Genomic DNA, 16,192 nt, shown 5'->3' on the forward strand with positions numbered 1-16,192 from the left:
GAGCATACTAAAGTGGCCGATCTGCCCACCCTCGGCGTCTCCTTCTCCTGGGACGTCCTCGAAACCGAAGTCCACTGGCTGAACGAAGCCGGCCGCGACCTCGAGGTTTCCGCCTCGCATTCCATTCTGGACAACGGCCGCGAGGCTCGCATCGAGACCGCCAAGCGCCTCTTCGACGGCTTTAAGGGCCGCATCTCGATCCACGCGCCGGGCGGCATCCGCACCGCCACCGACGATCCGGCCGAGCGCGAGTTCACCCGCAACCGCTTCCACCAGGCCATCGATTTCGCCCACGATATCGGCGCCACCCACATGGTGGTCGAGCCCTGGCTGTTCAGCTTCTCGAACGCCACGATCCTGCCGGCCCACATGCCGCGCATGGCCGATTTCTCCTATGGCACGCTGCAACCGCTGGTCGCCCATGCCGAGGACAAGAACGTCACCCTCGTGCTCGAGAACGTGCCGGAAGTCTTCCCGCACCTCCTCATCGATCTGGTGCGCCGCTTCGAGAGCAAGCACGTGCGCATGTGCCTCGATACCGGCCATGCCTACCTGATGCACCACCAGCACGGCGCCCCGGTGCCCGACGAGTGGGTGCGGCAGGCCGGCGACCTCCTCGCCCACCTCCACATCGCCGACAATGACGGCGAGATGGACCGCCACTGGGGCCCCGGCGACGGCGAGATCGCCTGGTACCCGATGTTCCAGCGCCTGAACGAGCTCACCGAGATGCCGCGCCTCATCCTCGAGCTGCAGCCCGAGCGTGCCCGCCGCGGCCTCGCCTATTTCACCGCCGCCGGCTACGCCCGCTAAGCCGATGCTGGGTTACGTCTTCCGGCGCGTGCTGCTGATCATCCCCACGATGCTGGTCATCAGCATCGTGGTGTTCCTCGTCATCCAGCTGCCGCCGGGCGACTACGTCAACACCATGATGGCCACGATGCAGGATTCCGGCATGGACAATTTCGGCGTCGAGGCCCTGCGCATGCAGTACGGCCTCGATCAGCCGCTCTGGATCCAGTACGGCCGCTGGGTCTGGGGCATCGTGACCGCCGGCGATTTCGGCTACTCGTTCAAGTGGAGCGTGCCGGTCAGCCAGCTGATCTGGGACCGGCTCGGCATGAGCGTCCTCGTCTCGCTCTCGGCGCTGATCCTCACCTGGGTCATCGCGCTGCCCATCGGTATCTATGCCGCGGCGAAGAAATACACCGTCGGCGACTACCTCGCCTCCTTCATCGGCTTTGCCGGCCTCGCCGTACCGAATTTCCTCCTCGCGCTGCTCATCATGTACTTCGCTTTCTCGGTCTTCGGGCTGTCGGTCGGTGGCTTGTTCAGCCCCGAATATGTCAACGCTACGTGGAGCTTCGCCAAGCTCGGCGACCTGCTGCGTCACATCTGGATCCCGGCATTGGTGGTCGGCCTCGGCGGCACGGCGAGCCTCATCCGCATCATGCGCGCCAACCTCCTCGACGAGCTCGGCAAGCCCTATGTCGTCACTGCCCGCGCCAAGGGGCTAGGCGAAACCCGGCTACTGCTGAAATATCCGCTGCGCCTCGCGCTCAACCCCTTCGTTTCCTCGCTCGCCTGGGTGCTGCCCGGCCTCGTCTCGGGTGAAACCATCGTCTCGATCGTCCTCAGCCTCCCCACCACCGGCCCGCTGCTGCTCGACGCGCTGATAGCGCAGGACATGTATCTGGCCGGCTCGATCATCCTGATGCTTTCGGTGCTGACCATCATCGGCACGCTGATCTCGGACATCCTGCTCGCCCTTCTCGACCCGCGGGTGCGCTATGCTTGAAACCCGCACCGACGCGATCCCCGATGCCCGCGCCATCCGCCTGGCGCGAAAGCGCGACCGCTACCTCGCCGCCGGCCAGTGGGCGCTGATCTGGCGCCGCTTCCGCCGCCACACGCTGGGCCTGATCGGCGGCGGCGTTGCCCTGCTGATCTACCTGATCGCCATCTTTGCCGAGTTCCTCGCTCCAACCACGCTCGAGGACTACACCGCGGCCTACCGTTTCGCCCCGCCCATGCCGCTCGAGATCGTCCACGTCGCCGAGGACGGCTGGCAATGGGGCCTCCACACCCATCCGCTCGTCCCCACCGTCGACAAGGTGAAGATGCGCCGCACCCTCGCGCCCGACCGCGACACCATCGTGCCGGTGCAGCTCTTCGTCCTCGGCGAGCCCTACAAATTCTGGGGCCTCTGGCCCACCGACATCCACTTCATCGGCACCGGCGACCCGAAGGTGCCGCTGATGCTGCTGGGCGGTGACCGCCTCGGCCGCGACCTGCTCAGCCGCATCATCTACGGCGCCCGCATCAGCCTCTCGATCGGCCTTGTCGGCGTCGCCATCAGCTTCGCACTCGGCGTCGTCATCGGCGGCATTTCGGGCTATGTCGGCGGCGTCACCGACAACCTGATCCAGCGCCTGGTCGAAATCCTCGATTCCATTCCCTCGGTGCCGCTCTGGATCGGCCTCGCCGCCATCATCCCGCTGACGCTCGCCCCGGAGCTGGTCTACTTCCTCATCACCCTGATCCTCGCGCTGATCGGCTGGACCGGGCTGGCCCGCGTCGTGCGCGGTCGCTTCCTCGCGCTGAAATCCGAGGATTTCATCATCGCCGCCCGGCTCGATGGCGCCTCGCCGCTGCACATCATCCTGCGCCACATGGTGCCGAGCTTCATGAGCCACATCATCGCCGCGCTCAGCCTCGCCATTCCCGGCATGATCCTCGCCGAGACGGCCTTGAGCTATCTCGGCATCGGCCTCCGTCCCCCCGTCGTGAGCTGGGGCGTGCTGCTGCAGGATGCTCAGAACATCCGCACCATCGTCGAAGCCCCGTGGCTGCTGCTCCCCGGCGTCGCGGTGATCATCACCGTGCTCGCCCTCAACTTCTTCGGCGACGGCCTCCGCGATGCGGCCGACCCCTATGCGAACTGAGGCGGCCATGCAGAGCGCAAACCTCATCGAGATCCGCGGGCTGAAAACCCACTTCAAGACCGACGAGGGCGTGGTGAAGGCGGTCGACGGCATCGACCTCGACGTGCCGCGCGGCAAGGTGCTGTGCGTGGTCGGTGAGAGCGGCTCGGGCAAGTCGATCATGGCCCGCTCGATCATGCGCATCATCCAGTCGCCCGGCCGCATCGTCGAAGGCTCGATCGCCTATGCGCCCGAGCCTGGTCGCGAGCTCGATCTCACCCAGCTCGACCCCATCGGCGGCCAGATGCGCGACATCCGGGGCGGCGATTTCGGCATGGTGTTCCAGGAGCCGATGACGGCGCTGAGCCCCGTCCACACCGTCGGCGACCAGGTCACCGAAGCGCTGCTGCTGCACCGCGCGCTCGACAAGAAGGCAGCGGAAGTCGAAGCGGTAGCGATGCTCGCCAAGGTCGGCCTCCCCGACCCAAAGGCGACGCTGAAGCGCTTCCCCTTCGAGCTCTCGGGCGGCATGCGCCAGCGCGTCTGCATCGCCATGGCGCTGATCTGCCGCCCAAAACTGCTGATCGCCGACGAGCCCACCACCGCGCTCGATGTCACGACGCAGGCGCAGGTGCTGGACCTGATCCGCGACCTGCAGGCCGAGATGGGGCTCACGGTCCTGTTCATCACCCACAATCTCGGCGTCGTCGCCGAAATCGCCGACAGCGTCGCCGTGATGTATCTCGGCCGTGTCGTCGAATATGCCGATGTCGACACCCTGTTCCACGATCCGCGCCACCCCTACACGCAGGCGCTGCTCCGCTCGGTGCCGCGCCCCGGCCTGCGCGGCGCGCGCCTCCCCACGGTGCGCGGCAATGTCCCGCATCCGCTCGACCGCCCAAGCGGCTGCCCGTTCCAGACCCGGTGCGACCATGCCGTCTCCGGCCTCTGCGACCGCGAGTTCCCGGCCGCGACGCAGGTCTCGCCCGGCCATGTCGTCCGCTGCGCTCGGGTCGGCGAGTTCGAGCGCATCCCCGAGGCCGCCCAATGACCGCCGCGTCGCTGCTGAGCGTCGAAAACCTCGACATGCACTTCCGCAATCGCAAGGGCCTGTTCCGCAAGGAGCCGCCCGCCACCCGCGCCGTCGATGGCGTCAGCCTCTCCATCCAGCCCGGCGAGACGCTGAGCCTTGTCGGCGAATCCGGCTCCGGTAAGACCACGCTCGGCCGCTGCATTCTCGGCGTCTATCGCGCCACAGCCGGCCGCATCACCTACAAGGACACCGACCTCGCGGGGCTCAGCGAGGCCGAGCTGAAGCCATATCGGCGCGAAATCCGGATGATCTTCCAGGATCCCAATTCGAGCCTCAACCCGCGCCGGCCGGTGATCGACCTGATCGGCGAAAGCCTCGAGATCCACGGTGTCGCTACGGGTCGCGAGCGCTCGCAGCGAGTCGCCGAGCTGTTGACCCAGGTTGGTCTCCGCCCGGAGTACATGTCGCGCTATCCGCACGCCTTTTCGGGCGGTGAGCGCCAGCGCATCGGCATCGCCCGCGCCCTGGCGCTCGATCCGCGCCTCGTCGTCTGCGACGAAGCCGTGTCGGCGCTCGATGTCTCGGTGCAGGCCCAGATCATCAACCTGCTGCAGGACCTCCAGGCCCAGCGCGGCCTCACCTACCTGTTCATCGCTCACGATCTCGCCGTGGTCGAACACATCTCCGACCGCATCGCCGTGATGTATGCCGGCCGGCTCGTGGAAGTGGCCAAGACCGAAGACCTCTTCGCCCAGCCGCTCCACCCCTATACCGAAGCCCTGATCGGCACGATCCCGCTGCCCGATCCGCGCCTGCGCAGGGCTGCCCGCACCCGGCTCGGCGGCGAAATCGCCAGCCTCACCAACCCGCCGCCCGGCTGCAACTTCCACCCGCGCTGCCGCTACGCCACGGCAGCCTGCAAGCTGGAACGTCCGCCGCTGCGCACCATCGGCGACCGCCAGGTCGCCTGCCACCACGCCGAGTCACTCACCCTCAAGGGGACTTGACCCATACTATCCAGGACGAACTCCGCTCTACCGCCGGACTTCGTCCCAGATTAAGCCGTACCAATTGGCCTATTCCACCGGCGCGCGAACCCCGATCTTTCCACAGCCAGCCCCGCTGTCAGCCGAATAACAGCCATCTCGAAATACTGTGCCTCCCATCAAGCGACGCAGCCGCGTATTTGGTTAAGTGCATCCCGCTGGAATTACGATTCCCGGCGCCGGTTGTTGCTGACAAATCCGCGCGAATACTCCTGCATTACAGGCGCTTGCAGTAATCACCCCAGGGCTGTGGAAGTTAAAATTGCGCCGCCGCCATTAACGTCCCCGCCACTGGTGAGAGCTTACCTCGGAGCGCGGACCTACACGGAACAGCGTCGATGAACCCCAAATATCAGCGTATGCGCCTCGATCTCGAGGCGGCGCGGGAGCAACTGGACCAGCACGACGAGCTTGACCAGAATCTTGGCCTGATCATCGACAGCGTCATCGAAACCATATTGGCGCTGGAGTATCGCAAGGGTCCGGCCGAAGTGATCCCCTTCACGCCGCGCAGGCGCGTAGTATCGGCAAGCGTCGGGCCCGATCGGCGGGCCTGACGCGCTATTCTGCTGCCTCGAGCCGGTGGGCCTCGACCAGGCCACGGATCTCGGCCCTGCACGAACCGCAATTGGTGCCGGCCTTGAGCGCGGCGCCAATCGTCTCGACGCTGTGGCACCCAGCCTGCGCGGCTAGTACGATCTGGTTGGCGCCGACACCGAAGCAGGCGCAGACGATCGGGCCCGAATCTGGTCGGTCGCCGCCTGGCCGCCCGGCAAGGATGTCGGCACGCCGCGCCGGCCCTATGCTCTCGCTGAGCAGGCCCACTGCCCATTGCCGCGATACCAGCACCGGATCGGGCGACAGGAACAGCGCGACCACCAGCCGCTCCCCATCGAATAGCGCAAGGCTCTGCCGCCCCGTCGCCCGGTCGCGGATCGACAGGAAATGCACCGCGGCATCGATCCCGAACGCACCCCTAGCCCAGGCCTCCCAGTCCTCCGGCTCGGTGAGGAAGGCGAGCTCGGTTCGCCAGCCGCCGGGAGCCTCGGCCGTCGCCCAATAGTCCGCACCATCCAGCTTCGGCCGTTCGGCGCTGACGGCAAAACCATAGCGCCGGGCCAGCGCCGGCTCGACCGCCACCGCCGCCATCTTCAACGCCGGCTGTCCCGATTGTGGATCGGTCTGTGCCGTCACCAGCGCATCAACGCGCCCCGCCGCCGAGAACTGCCCGGTCCAGTGCATGGGCACGAACACCGCACCCCGCTGCTGCCGCTCCGTGACCAGCGCCCGCACCAGCGCCGTGCCATGCCGGTTCTCGAGGCGCACAAGGCTCGCGTGCCGGATGCTCTTTTCCGCCGCATCGTCGGGATGCAGCTCGGCAAACGGCTCGGCCAGATGCGCCGATAGCCGCGCCGCCTTGCCGGTCCGCGTCATCGTATGCCAGTGGTCGCGCACCCGGCCGGTATTGAGCACCAGCATGCCCGGCGGCGGCACCAGCGGTGGCGGCGGCGTCACCGCTACGAAGCGGGCGCGCGCGTCGGGCGTGAAGAACTCGCCGGTCGTGAACATGCGCCGCGTACCCGCCGGACGCACCGGCCACTGCACCGGCTCGAGCTCGTCATAGTCCGCGCCCGTCAGCCCCGAGAGATCAAAGTCGCGACTGCCTTGGTTCTCGAAGGCTGACAGCGCCACATGCTCGGCGAAGATCTCCGCCGCGCTCTCGTACGGAAATGCCTCCGCAAACCCCATCCGCCGCGCCACCTGTGTGATAACCCACCAGTCCGGCCGTGCCTCGCCCGGTAGCGGCAGGAATGGCCGTTGCCGCGAAATCCGGCGCTCCGAATTGGTCACCGTGCCGTTCTTCTCGCCCCAGCCGGCCGCCGGCAGGCGCACATGTGCCTCGACCGCGGTATCGGTCGCCGCGTTCATGTCGGAGACAACGACGAACGGACAGGCTCGGATCGCCTCGCGCACCCGGTCCGCCTCCGGCATCGAGTCCACCGGGTTGGTCGCCATGATCCACAGCGCCTTGATCTGCCCGGCCTCCACCGCCCGAAACAGGTCGACGGCCTTCAGCCCTGGCTTTTCGGCAATATTCTCGGCCCGCCAGAACCGCCGCACCCGATCGACGCTGACCGGATCGAAATCCATGTGGGCTGCCAACATGTTGGCAAGCCCGCCGACTTCGCGCCCGCCCATCGCGTTGGGCTGCCCGGTCACAGAGAACGGCCCCATCCCCGGCAAGCCGATGCGGCCGGTCGCGAGGTGGCAGTTGATGATCGCATTGACCTTGTCTGTCCCCGTCGCCGACTGGTTCACGCCCTGCGAGAATAACGTGACGGTGCGCGGCGTCGCGGCGAACCAGTCGTAAAACACCGCAATGTCGCGCTGGCTTAGCCCCGTCATTTCGACCACCCGCTCAAGCGTCCAGCTCCGCGCCAGCTCGAGCGCCGCACCGAACCCATTGGTGCTGTCCGCGATGAACTCGGAGTCGACGGCATTTCGCTCGGCCAGCGATTTCAGCAGCCCGACGAACAGCGCCGTATCGCCATCCGCCTTGATCGCGAGATGCATGTCCGCCTGGTCGGCAGTTGTCGTCCGACGCGAGTCGATCAGCACGATCCGCATGTTCGGTCGCTCGGCCTTGGCGGCGACGATCCGCTGATACAGCACCGGATGGCACCAGCTGAGATTGGAGCCGACAAGGATGACGAGGTCTGCGAGCTCGAGGTCCTCGTAATTGCCCGGCACCGTATCCGAACCGAAGGCCCGCTTGTGTCCGGCCACCGACGAGGCCATGCAGAGCCGCGAGTTGGTGTCGATATTGGCCGCGCCGACGAACCCCTTCATCAGCTTGTTGGCGACGTAATAATCCTCGGTCAGCAGCTGTCCCGAGCCATAGATCGCCACCGATTCCGGCCCATGCTCGGCAATCGTGTCGCGAAACGTCGCCGCAACGAGATCAAGCGCCTCATCCCAGCCGGCCTGCACACCGTTCACCTGCGGATGCAGCAGCCGCCCGTTCAGAGACAGCGTCTCCCCCAGCGCTGACCCCTTGGAGCACAGCCGCCCGAAATTGGCCGGATGCGCCGGATCGCCGGCAATGGTCACGGTGCCATCGAGTTGCGGGGTGGCGAGCACGCCGCAGCCGACGCCGCAATAGGGGCAGGTGGTACGAATGGTCTGGGACATCGTGGCTCGACCCCTCACCCGTCCCGGCTGCGCCGGTCCACCCTCTCCCCTATGGGGAGAGGAATGGTGCCTTGCACTGACGTCGCAATACTCTTCTCCCCGTCGGGGAGAAGGCGGCGCGTAGCGCCGGATGAGGGGTAGTGAGCCACGATGCCTGCCTACTCCGCCGCCATCAGCATGACCTCGGCGGCCATAAAGATGCGTCCCTCCATGACCTCGACCGCGAAGGTCCGCACCTGGCCCTCGTCGGCGCCTTGCGCCTCGCCGGTGCTGAGATCGAACACCCAGTTGTGCAGCGGGCAGGTCACCGACCCGCCATGGACGATGCCCTCGCTCAGCGGCCCGCCCTTATGCGGGCAGCGGTTCTCGATCGCGTACACCTGGTTCTCCGCCGTGCGGAACACCGCGATCTTGCCGGCCGGCGTGTTCACGCATCGCGCTCCGCGCACCGGGATCTGCTCGACGCGCCCAATCTCGACCCAATCGTTCATCAGCATCGCCACTACTCCGCCGCCTGCGGCACGCCGAACTCGGCCATGGCCGCGAATTCGTGCGCATCCTTGCCGTTGACCCGCTCTTCCCACGGATCGACCTGCGCGAAGCTCTGCGAGTAGACGAAGCGGTCGTAGTACATCCGCCGCTTCTCGCGGTCCTTGACGATGGCGGCCTGGATCGACTCCATGCCGACCCGCTTCAGCCACTTGTACATGCGCTCGAGATAGCGCCCCTGCTCGCGATAGAGCTGGGTCAGCGCCGCGATGATCTCGATCGCCTCGTCCTCACTGTCGGCGTGGCACAGCGCTTCCGTGCCCTTGATGTCGAGGCCTGCCGCACCGGCAAAAACGATGTCGTAGCCCGAGTCCACGCAGATCACGCCCACGTCCTTGCAGGTCGCTTCGGCGCAGTTCCGCGGACAGCCCGACACCGCCATCTTCACCTTGGCCGGCGTCCACGCGCCCCACATGAACTTTTCCAGCTTGATGCCGAGCCCGGTCGAATCCTGCGTCCCGAACCGGCACCAGTCCGAGCCGACGCACGTCTTCACCGTCCTGAGGCCCTTGGCATAGGCTGCGCCCGAAACCATGCCGGCCGCGTTGAGATCGGCCCACACCGCCGGCAGGTCTTCCTTCTTCACTCCCAGCATGTCGATGCGCTGCCCGCCGGTGACCTTCACTGCGGGGATGCGGAACTTGTCGACCACGTCGGCGATCGCCCTGAGTTCGCCCGAGCTCGTCATGCCGCCCCACATGCGCGGCACCACCGAATAGGTGCCGTCCTTCTGGATGTTGGCGTGCACGCGCTCGTTGATGAACCGGCTCTGCTGGTCGTCCTCGTATTCGCCCGGCCAGGTCGCAACGAGATAATAGTTGAGCGCCGGCCGGCACTTGGCGCAGCCGCATGAGGTCTTCCACTCGAGCTCCTGCATCACCGCCGGGATGGACTTGAGCTCCTTGGCGATGATCAGCCGGCGCACCTCGTCATGGCCGAGATCGGTGCACTTGCACATCGGCTGCACGGCTGCGGGGTTGTAGCCGTCCCCCAGCGTCATCATCAGCAGCTTCTCGACCAGCCCCGTGCACGAGCCGCAGCTCGCCGAGGCCTTGGTATGCGCCCGCACGTCGTCGAGCGAGGTCAGGCCCTTGCCGGTGATCGCGCCGGTGATCTTCGATTTACACACGCCGTTGCAGCCGCAGATTTCCGCATCATCCGGCAAGGCTGCAACGGCCGCCGTAGGGTCCAGCGGGGCACCACCCTGGTAATTCTGGCCGAAGATCAGGGTATCGCGCATGTCGCGCGTATCGGTCCCCTTCCGCACCATGTCGAAGAACCACGGGCCGTCGCCGGTATCGCCGTAGAGCACCGCGCCGATGATCTTGTCCCCCTTCAGCACCAGCCGCTTGTAGACGCCCGACGCCGCGTCGCGCAGCACGATCTCCTCGCGGTCTTCCGCTTCGGCAAAGTCGCCGGCCGAATAGAGCGACACGCCCGTGACCTTCAGCTGCGTCGCCGTCTGCACCGGCCGGAACGCCGCGTCGGCCTTCACCAGCGTCTTCGCCGCCACCTTGGCCATGTCGTAGAGCGGCGCGACGAGGCCGTAGACGATCTTTTCGTGCTCGACGCACTCGCCAATGGCGAGGATGTCCGGATCCGCAGTCACCATCTGGTCGGTCACGATGATGCCGCGCTCGACGTGGATGCCCGCCGCCACCGCGATGCGCGTTTCGGGACGAATGCCCACTGCCATCACCACGATATCGGCCGGATAGATCGTCCCGTCCTCGAGCGCCACCGCCTCGACCCGCTCGTTGCCGAGGATCGCCTTGGTCTGCGCCTTGCAGTGGATCTTGATCCCCCGCCCCTCGAGTTCGCGCTGCAGCAGGTAGCCCGCCGCCGGATCGAGCTGGCGGTCGAGCAGGTGCCCCATCAGGTGCAGCACCACCACTTCCATGCCGCGCAGCCGCAGCGCCGCCGCAGCCTCGAGCCCGAGAAGGCCGCCGCCGATGACGACGGCCTTCGCCTTGGGCTTTTCGGCCGCCATCACCATGCGGTTGACGTCATCGAGGTCGCGGAACGCCATCACCCCCGGCAGGTCCTTGCCCGCAATCGGGATGATGAACGGCGCCGAACCGGTGGCGATCACCAGTTTGTCGTATTCCGTCTCGCCGCCCTTCGACACCACCGTCTTGCGCTTGCGATCGATGGCGGTGACCGTCTCGCCGAACCGGCAGTCAACGCCGTTGGCCGCGTACCAGGCCGCATCATGGGTGATGATGTCGTCGTACCGTTTCTCGCCCGCCAGCACGGGGCTCAGCATGATGCGGTTGTAGTTGCCGCGCGGCTCGGCGCCGAACAGGGTGACGTCGTAGCTCTCGGGGCTGTCCTCGAACAGATGTTCGAGCATCCGGCCCGACGCCATGCCGGCGCCGATGACCACAAGCTTCTGTTTCATCGCAAATCTCTCCACTCGAACTTGGGTCAGGCCGGCAGCGGCGCGCGGCTCATGCGCCGGATCGCGCCGTGCATCAGGCCCAGCGAAGCCATGACGAGGACGAACAGCGCCATGAAGCAGCTGCTCCACAGCCCCGTGACGTCGTTGAGCCAGCCGAACAGCAGCGGCAGCACGAACCCGCCCAGCCCGCCGATCATGCCCACGAGCCCGCCCACCGCGCCGACATCGTTGGGGTAGTAGGCGGGTATGTGCTTGTAGACCGCGGCCTTGCCCAGGCTCATGAAGAAGCCGAGCACGAACACCAGCGCGATGAAGGCCCACGGGCTGATCGCGAAGTTGACCGCGAAGGTGCCGGCAATGCCGTGCACCACCATGTCGCTGGGCGGCAGGGCGAGCAGGAACGTTGCGATCGCCGAGACCCCGAACGTCCAGTACATCACCGTGCGGGCGCCCACCTTGTCGGCGAGCGTGCCGCCATAGGCGCGGAAGATGCTGGCCGGGATCGAGTAGGCGGCGGCCACGATGCCGGCCATCTTGATGTCGAAGCCGTAGACCCCGATTAGGTAGCGCGGCAGCCACAGCGTCAGCGCCACGAACGCGCCGAACGAGAAGAAATAGTAGAGCCCGAAGCGCCAGACCCGGATGTCCTTGAGCGGCGCGAATTCCGCCATGAAGCTCTTCGGCGCAGCGCCGTCCCTCCGGCGCTTGATCAGCACCGGATCGTCTTCGCTGAACAGCCAGAAGATCACTGCCATCACGGCCAGAACCGCGGCCCAGGCCAGCGCGACCGCCTGCCAGCCCAGCGCCACCATCACGAAGGGCGCCGCGAACTTGGTGACTGCGGCTCCGACATTGCCGGCCCCGAAGATGCCCAGCGCCGTGCCCTGCTTGCTCTGCGGGTAGAACCGCGACACGTAGGCCACGCCTACCGCGAACGAGCCGCCCGAAATGCCGACGCCGAGTGCGGCGAGCAGGAACTGCTCGTAGGTCTGGGCGAATACCAGCAGCGCCGTGGCCACGGCCGCGGCCAGCATGGTCAACGTGTAGACGAGCCGTCCGCCATAGCGGTCGGTCCAGATGCCGAGCACGATGCGTACGATCGATCCGGTCAGCACCGGCGTGCCGACGAGCAGGCCGAACTGCGTCTCGGTGAGGCCGAGCTGGTCCTTCAGCGCCACGCCGATGATCGAAAAGATCGTCCACACGGCAAAGCACACCGTGAAGGCGATGGTGGACAGCCACAGCGCGCGATTCTGCGAGCTGGCTTTCGTGTCGGTCTGGCTCATGGTCCGCTCCATTGGTGAGAGCCGAAAAACAAAAAGACCGCCAACAGGTCCGCCCCGGCGAACCGGGAGCGAGCATCTGTTGGCGGCCTTGCCTGTATGGGAGCGCCCGGCACTGGACGCAAAGGTCGTGGGGCTGTCGCCCGTCACCAATAGCAATGCATGCGCCGTGCCAAACTCGCGCCGCGCGAAATGACTTGCAAAATCAATCAGATAAGGAAGTAGCTAGAAATTAATCGGACAACAGGGCTGCCTAATCCGAATCCATCGCCCTCGGATTTTGCTCAAAAAGCATCCAGTGATGATGTGTGATCAAAATCTGAGCAGATGCCTTTGGGCGATCCAGACGCGGCCCGATAGGAACTGTCTATCGTCCCAATAGAGTGTGCTCCCAGCTAATCTCGCCCATGCTTCTCCCCGACGGCACGACCGTCGCAAAACGTGAGGAGATTCAAAATGAAGGCATGGAAGAAGCCCAAGCTCGTCGAAGTTCCGGTGAGCATGGAAGTCAACATGTACGCTTGCGCCACCCGCAAGTAATGCCCTGATCCTGCCGCGGGGAACCGGTCACATGCTCAGCATTGTTGTTCTGGGGACCGCGGCAGGTGGCGGCGTCCCGCAGTGGAATTGCGGCTGCGACAATTGCCGCGCCGCCCGCAACGGCCATCCCGAAATGCGGATGAGCCAGGCCTCGATCGCCGTCAGCGCCGACCGGCAGCACTGGTTCCTCATCAACGCCTCGCCCGACCTGCGCCAGCAGCTCGCCGACACCCCGGCGCTGCACCCGCGCGCCCTGCGTCACAGCCCCATCGCCGGTGTGATCCTATCGAACGGCGAGGTCGACGCGATCGCCGGCCTGCTCTCGCTGCGCGAGGGCACCGCCTTCAACCTCTACGGCCATCGGCGCGTTCTCGACCTGCTCGCCGCCAACTCGATCTTCAACGTGCTGAAGCCGAACCTCGTACCGCGCCACGTCATCGAAGCGGACACCGCCTTCGAGCCCGCGCTGCCCGATGGCACGCTCTCCGGTCTCGAAATCCTGCCGTTCCTTGCCCCCGGCAAGGCCGCGCTGTTCATCGAAGACAGCCAGCCCAACGCAGATGGCGACACGCTCGGCCTCGTCATCCGCGACAAGGCCAGCGGCGAGAAGTTCGTCTTCCTCGCCGCCTGCGCCGCGCTCACGCCGGAGCTCGAAGCCTATCTCGACGGCGCCAAACTCGTCTTCTTCGACGGCACGCTCTGGACCGATGACGAGATGATCCGCGCCGGGCTCAGCCAGAAGACCGGCGAGCGCATGGGCCACATGGCCATGGTCTCGACCATCCCGGCGCTCGCTGGCCTCGGGATCGAGCGCAAAATCTTTCTGCACATCAACAATTCGAACCCCGTCCTCAGGCCCGGCTCGCCCGAGCGGCAGGCGGCGGAAAACGCAGGCTGGCTCATACCGGCCGATGGGATGGAGATCACGCTATGACTGCCCTGACCGCCTTTTCGGTGCCCACCGACGCCCCGCTCGATACGCCCGAGCAGCTCGAGGAGCAGCTGCGCTTCATCGGTGCCACGCGCTACCACAGCCTGCACCCGTTCCACGCGCTGCTGCATGGCGGCAAGCTCGACAAGGGCCAGGTCCAGGCCTGGGCGCTCAACCGCTACTTCTACCAGTCGACCATCCCCATCAAGGACGCGGTGGTCATCTCGCGCTTCCGCGACCGCGACACCCGCATCGAATGGCGCCACCGCATCACCGACCATGACGGCGATATCGGCGACGAGGGCGGCATCGACCGCTGGCTCAAGCTCACCGAGGGGCTGGGTCTCGACACCAAATATGTCGAAAGCACCGAAGGCATCCTCCCCGCCACCCGCTTCGCCGTCGAAGCCTATGTCCACTTCGTGCGCGAAAAGTCGCCGCTCGAGGCCATCGCCTCTTCGCTCACCGAACTGTTCGCGCCCAACATCCACGAAGAGCGCATCTCGGGCATGCTGAAGCACTACGATTTCGTCGATCTCAACATCATGAGCTACTTCACCCGCCGGCTCGATCAGGCCCCGCGCGACGCCGAGTTCGCGCTGAAATATGTGCGGGAACACGCGCGGACGCCGTACGAGCGACAGCTCGTCTGCAACGCGCTGATCTTTAAGACCAATGTGCTCTGGGTGCAGCTCGACGCGCTTTACCACGCCTATGTCGAGGGCCATGTGCCGCCGGGCGCCTTCGTTCCGAGCGCACAATGACCGACACCATCGCTCCCGCTTTGCGCCGCCGCCTGCAGGTGGCGGAGGCGAGCATCCCGACACTCGCCCGCGGCGTCCGCCTGCGCTTCGACGACACCCGCGAGCGCTGGGTGCTGCTGGTGCCCGAGCGCGTCATGGCGCCCGACGAGACCGCGGTCGAAATCCTCCAGCTCTGCGATGGCAAGACAGCTGTCGCGACACTCATCGATACCCTTGCCGAGCGCTACGCCGCCCCGCGCGAGGAGATCGCCGGCGACGTCGTCGCTATGCTGCAGGACCTCGCCAATTCAGGCTTCGTCGTCGCGGCCAAGGAGGCAAAGCCATGAGCCCGACGCTCACCGACGCCAGCCCCGTGCTGCACGACGCGATGGATGGCCTCGCCATCATGGAAGGGCCGGCCAAGTCGGTCGCCGAGACCTACGGCATCCCGCTCGCCGTGCTGCTCGAGCTCACCCATCGCTGTCCGCTGCAATGCGGCTATTGCTCCAACCCGGTCGAGATGGAGCGCGCCGGCAACGAGCTCAGTACCGACGAATGGAAGAAAGTGCTGACCGAGCTCGCCGAGATCGGCGTGCTGCAGGTGCATTTCTCCGGCGGCGAGCCGACCGTGCGCAAGGACCTCACCGAGTTGATCCAGCACGCCACCGACCTCGGGCTCTACTCCAACCTCATCACCTCGGCCGTGCTTCTGACGCGCGATAAGCTCGAGGCGATGGCGGATGCCGGGCTTTGCCACATCCAGATCAGCTTTCAGGGCAACGAGCCCGAGCTCGCCAACCGCATTGCTGGCTTCAAGGGGCATTCAAAGAAGCTCGAAGCCGCCGGCTGGGCCCGCGAGTTCGGCCTCCCGCTCACTGTCAACGCGGTGATGCACCGCCAGAACCTGCACCAGCTCCCCGGCATCATCGACATGGCCGTGGCGCTCGATGCCGACCGCATCGAGGTCGCCAACGTCCAGTACTATGGCTGGGCCCTCAAGAACCGCGCCGCGCTGATGCCCTCGCTCGGCCAGATCGAGGACATGACCGCCGTCGTCGAGTCCGCACAGGCCCGCCTCGCCGGCATCCTCGACATCGATTTCGTCGTGCCCGACTACTATGCCTTGCGCCCCAAGAAATGCATGGGCGGCTGGGGCCGGCAGTTCTTCAACATCACCCCGTCCGGCAAAGTGCTGCCCTGCCACGCGGCCGAGTCGATCACGACGCTGGATTTCGAGAGCGTCCGCTCCAACCACTCCATCGCCTGGATCTGGCAGAACTCCGACGCCTTCAACAAATACCGCGGCACCGGCTGGATGCCCGAGCCGTGTCAGAGCTGCGCCTTCAAGGAAATGGACTTCGGTGGCTGCCGCTGCCAGGCCTTTGCGCTCACCGGCGATGCCGGCAACACCGACCCGGCCTGTCACCTCTCGCCGCTGCACGAGGAGCTGTTCAAGACCGCCGAAACGGAGGCCGCCACCGGCACCAACCGTTACCTCTATCGCAATTTCGCCGGCGGTACGCTCGAGCCCGAGGTCCAGAAATTCTAGC

The 16,192-nt window shown here is 66.1% G+C and carries 15 protein-coding genes; 11 read left to right on the forward strand and 4 right to left on the reverse strand.

Translation table 11 applies throughout. The features are described from left to right. Window positions 1–12 precede the first annotated feature (12 nt). The 6 genes from AC3A6I_RS02800 to AC3A6I_RS02825 all read left to right on the forward strand — a co-directional run bounded on the left by AC3A6I_RS02800 (window position 13) and on the right by AC3A6I_RS02825 (window position 5,560). Window positions 13–813: a sugar phosphate isomerase/epimerase family protein gene (locus AC3A6I_RS02800; RefSeq protein ID WP_487541663.1), complete on the forward strand. Its 801-nt coding sequence runs from the start codon at window positions 13–15 to the stop codon at window positions 811–813. A gap of 4 nt (window positions 814–817) precedes the next feature. After that, window positions 818–1,798, forward strand: a complete 981-nt coding sequence (locus AC3A6I_RS02805; RefSeq protein ID WP_487541664.1) for an ABC transporter permease — start codon at window positions 818–820, stop codon at window positions 1,796–1,798. After that, window positions 1,791–2,945 (forward strand): ABC transporter permease, encoded by a 1,155-nt coding sequence (locus AC3A6I_RS02810; protein WP_487541665.1) that lies wholly within the window; start codon window positions 1,791–1,793, stop codon window positions 2,943–2,945. The genes AC3A6I_RS02805 and AC3A6I_RS02810 overlap by 8 nt, the downstream gene beginning before the upstream one ends. Before the next feature lie 7 nt (window positions 2,946–2,952). Further along, a complete protein-coding gene (locus AC3A6I_RS02815; protein WP_487541666.1) occupies window positions 2,953–3,975 on the forward strand; it encodes an ABC transporter ATP-binding protein in 1,023 nt (340 codons plus the stop codon). Further along, window positions 3,972–4,964, forward strand: a complete 993-nt coding sequence (locus AC3A6I_RS02820; RefSeq protein WP_487541667.1) for an ABC transporter ATP-binding protein — start codon at window positions 3,972–3,974, stop codon at window positions 4,962–4,964. The genes AC3A6I_RS02815 and AC3A6I_RS02820 overlap by 4 nt, the downstream gene beginning before the upstream one ends. Window positions 4,965–5,341: 377 nt before the next feature. Next, window positions 5,342–5,560, forward strand: a complete 219-nt coding sequence (locus AC3A6I_RS02825; protein ID WP_487541668.1) for a hypothetical protein — start codon at window positions 5,342–5,344, stop codon at window positions 5,558–5,560. 4 nt (window positions 5,561–5,564) lie between these two features. On the opposite strand, the gene AC3A6I_RS02830 is transcribed toward AC3A6I_RS02825, so the two are convergent. From AC3A6I_RS02830 to AC3A6I_RS02845, 4 genes are all read right to left on the reverse strand, one after another. Beyond that, window positions 5,565–8,195: a nitrate reductase gene (locus tag AC3A6I_RS02830; RefSeq protein WP_487541669.1), complete on the reverse strand. Its 2,631-nt coding sequence runs from the start codon at window positions 8,193–8,195 to the stop codon at window positions 5,565–5,567. Window positions 8,196–8,353: 158 nt separating this feature from the next. Continuing rightward, the gene (gene nirD, locus AC3A6I_RS02835; protein ID WP_487544972.1) at window positions 8,354–8,686 is read right to left on the reverse strand and encodes a nitrite reductase small subunit NirD; all 333 of its coding nucleotides are present in this window, start codon (window positions 8,684–8,686) and stop codon (window positions 8,354–8,356) included. 11 nt (window positions 8,687–8,697) lie between these two features. Next, a complete protein-coding gene (gene nirB / locus AC3A6I_RS02840; RefSeq protein ID WP_487541670.1) occupies window positions 8,698–11,145 on the reverse strand; it encodes a nitrite reductase large subunit NirB in 2,448 nt (815 codons plus the stop codon). A gap of 26 nt (window positions 11,146–11,171) precedes the next feature. After that, window positions 11,172–12,431, reverse strand: coding sequence for an MFS transporter (locus AC3A6I_RS02845; protein WP_487541671.1), 1,260 nt, complete (start codon window positions 12,429–12,431; stop codon window positions 11,172–11,174). A gap of 453 nt (window positions 12,432–12,884) precedes the next feature. Between AC3A6I_RS02845 and pqqA the strand changes: the two genes are divergently transcribed. The 5 genes from pqqA to pqqE are packed head-to-tail and all read left to right on the forward strand — an operon-like array spanning window position 12,885 to window position 16,191. Then, a complete protein-coding gene (gene pqqA / locus AC3A6I_RS02850; protein WP_487544973.1) occupies window positions 12,885–12,968 on the forward strand; it encodes a pyrroloquinoline quinone precursor peptide PqqA in 84 nt (27 codons plus the stop codon). A gap of 31 nt (window positions 12,969–12,999) precedes the next feature. Then, window positions 13,000–13,902, forward strand: coding sequence for a pyrroloquinoline quinone biosynthesis protein PqqB (pqqB, locus tag AC3A6I_RS02855; protein WP_487541672.1), 903 nt, complete (start codon window positions 13,000–13,002; stop codon window positions 13,900–13,902). Next, entirely contained in the window at window positions 13,899–14,663 is a 765-nt protein-coding gene (gene pqqC / locus AC3A6I_RS02860; RefSeq protein ID WP_487541673.1) for a pyrroloquinoline-quinone synthase PqqC, read from the forward strand. The genes pqqB and pqqC overlap by 4 nt, the downstream gene beginning before the upstream one ends. Beyond that, window positions 14,660–14,989, forward strand: coding sequence for a pyrroloquinoline quinone biosynthesis peptide chaperone PqqD (gene pqqD / locus AC3A6I_RS02865; protein WP_487541674.1), 330 nt, complete (start codon window positions 14,660–14,662; stop codon window positions 14,987–14,989). The genes pqqC and pqqD overlap by 4 nt, the downstream gene beginning before the upstream one ends. After that, complete coding sequence (pqqE, locus tag AC3A6I_RS02870) at window positions 14,986–16,191, forward strand: pyrroloquinoline quinone biosynthesis protein PqqE (protein WP_487541675.1); 1,206 nt, start codon at window positions 14,986–14,988, stop codon at window positions 16,189–16,191. Before pqqD ends, pqqE begins: the two co-directional genes overlap by 4 nt. Window position 16,192 lies beyond the last annotated feature (1 nt).

This window comes from Devosia sp. Soil_C_22, assembly GCF_057657195.1.

Coding starts and splice junctions, on each gene's coding strand:
- AC3A6I_RS02805 (WP_487541664.1), top strand. CDS start 818: ATGCTGGGTTACGTCTTCCGGCGCGTGCTGCTGATCATCCCCACGATG.
- AC3A6I_RS02810 (WP_487541665.1), top strand. CDS start 1,791: ATGCTTGAAACCCGCACCGACGCGATCCCCGATGCCCGCGCCATCCGC.
- AC3A6I_RS02815 (WP_487541666.1), top strand. CDS start 2,953: ATGCAGAGCGCAAACCTCATCGAGATCCGCGGGCTGAAAACCCACTTC.
- AC3A6I_RS02820 (WP_487541667.1), top strand. CDS start 3,972: ATGACCGCCGCGTCGCTGCTGAGCGTCGAAAACCTCGACATGCACTTC.
- AC3A6I_RS02825 (WP_487541668.1), top strand. CDS start 5,342: ATGAACCCCAAATATCAGCGTATGCGCCTCGATCTCGAGGCGGCGCGG.
- AC3A6I_RS02830 (WP_487541669.1), bottom strand. CDS start 8,195: ATGTCCCAGACCATTCGTACCACCTGCCCCTATTGCGGCGTCGGCTGC.
- nirD (WP_487544972.1), bottom strand. CDS start 8,686: ATGAACGATTGGGTCGAGATTGGGCGCGTCGAGCAGATCCCGGTGCGC.
- nirB (WP_487541670.1), bottom strand. CDS start 11,145: ATGAAACAGAAGCTTGTGGTCATCGGCGCCGGCATGGCGTCGGGCCGG.
- AC3A6I_RS02845 (WP_487541671.1), bottom strand. CDS start 12,431: ATGAGCCAGACCGACACGAAAGCCAGCTCGCAGAATCGCGCGCTGTGG.
- pqqA (WP_487544973.1), top strand. CDS start 12,885: ATGAAGGCATGGAAGAAGCCCAAGCTCGTCGAAGTTCCGGTGAGCATG.
- pqqB (WP_487541672.1), top strand. CDS start 13,000: ATGCTCAGCATTGTTGTTCTGGGGACCGCGGCAGGTGGCGGCGTCCCG.
- pqqC (WP_487541673.1), top strand. CDS start 13,899: ATGACTGCCCTGACCGCCTTTTCGGTGCCCACCGACGCCCCGCTCGAT.
- pqqD (WP_487541674.1), top strand. CDS start 14,660: ATGACCGACACCATCGCTCCCGCTTTGCGCCGCCGCCTGCAGGTGGCG.
- pqqE (WP_487541675.1), top strand. CDS start 14,986: ATGAGCCCGACGCTCACCGACGCCAGCCCCGTGCTGCACGACGCGATG.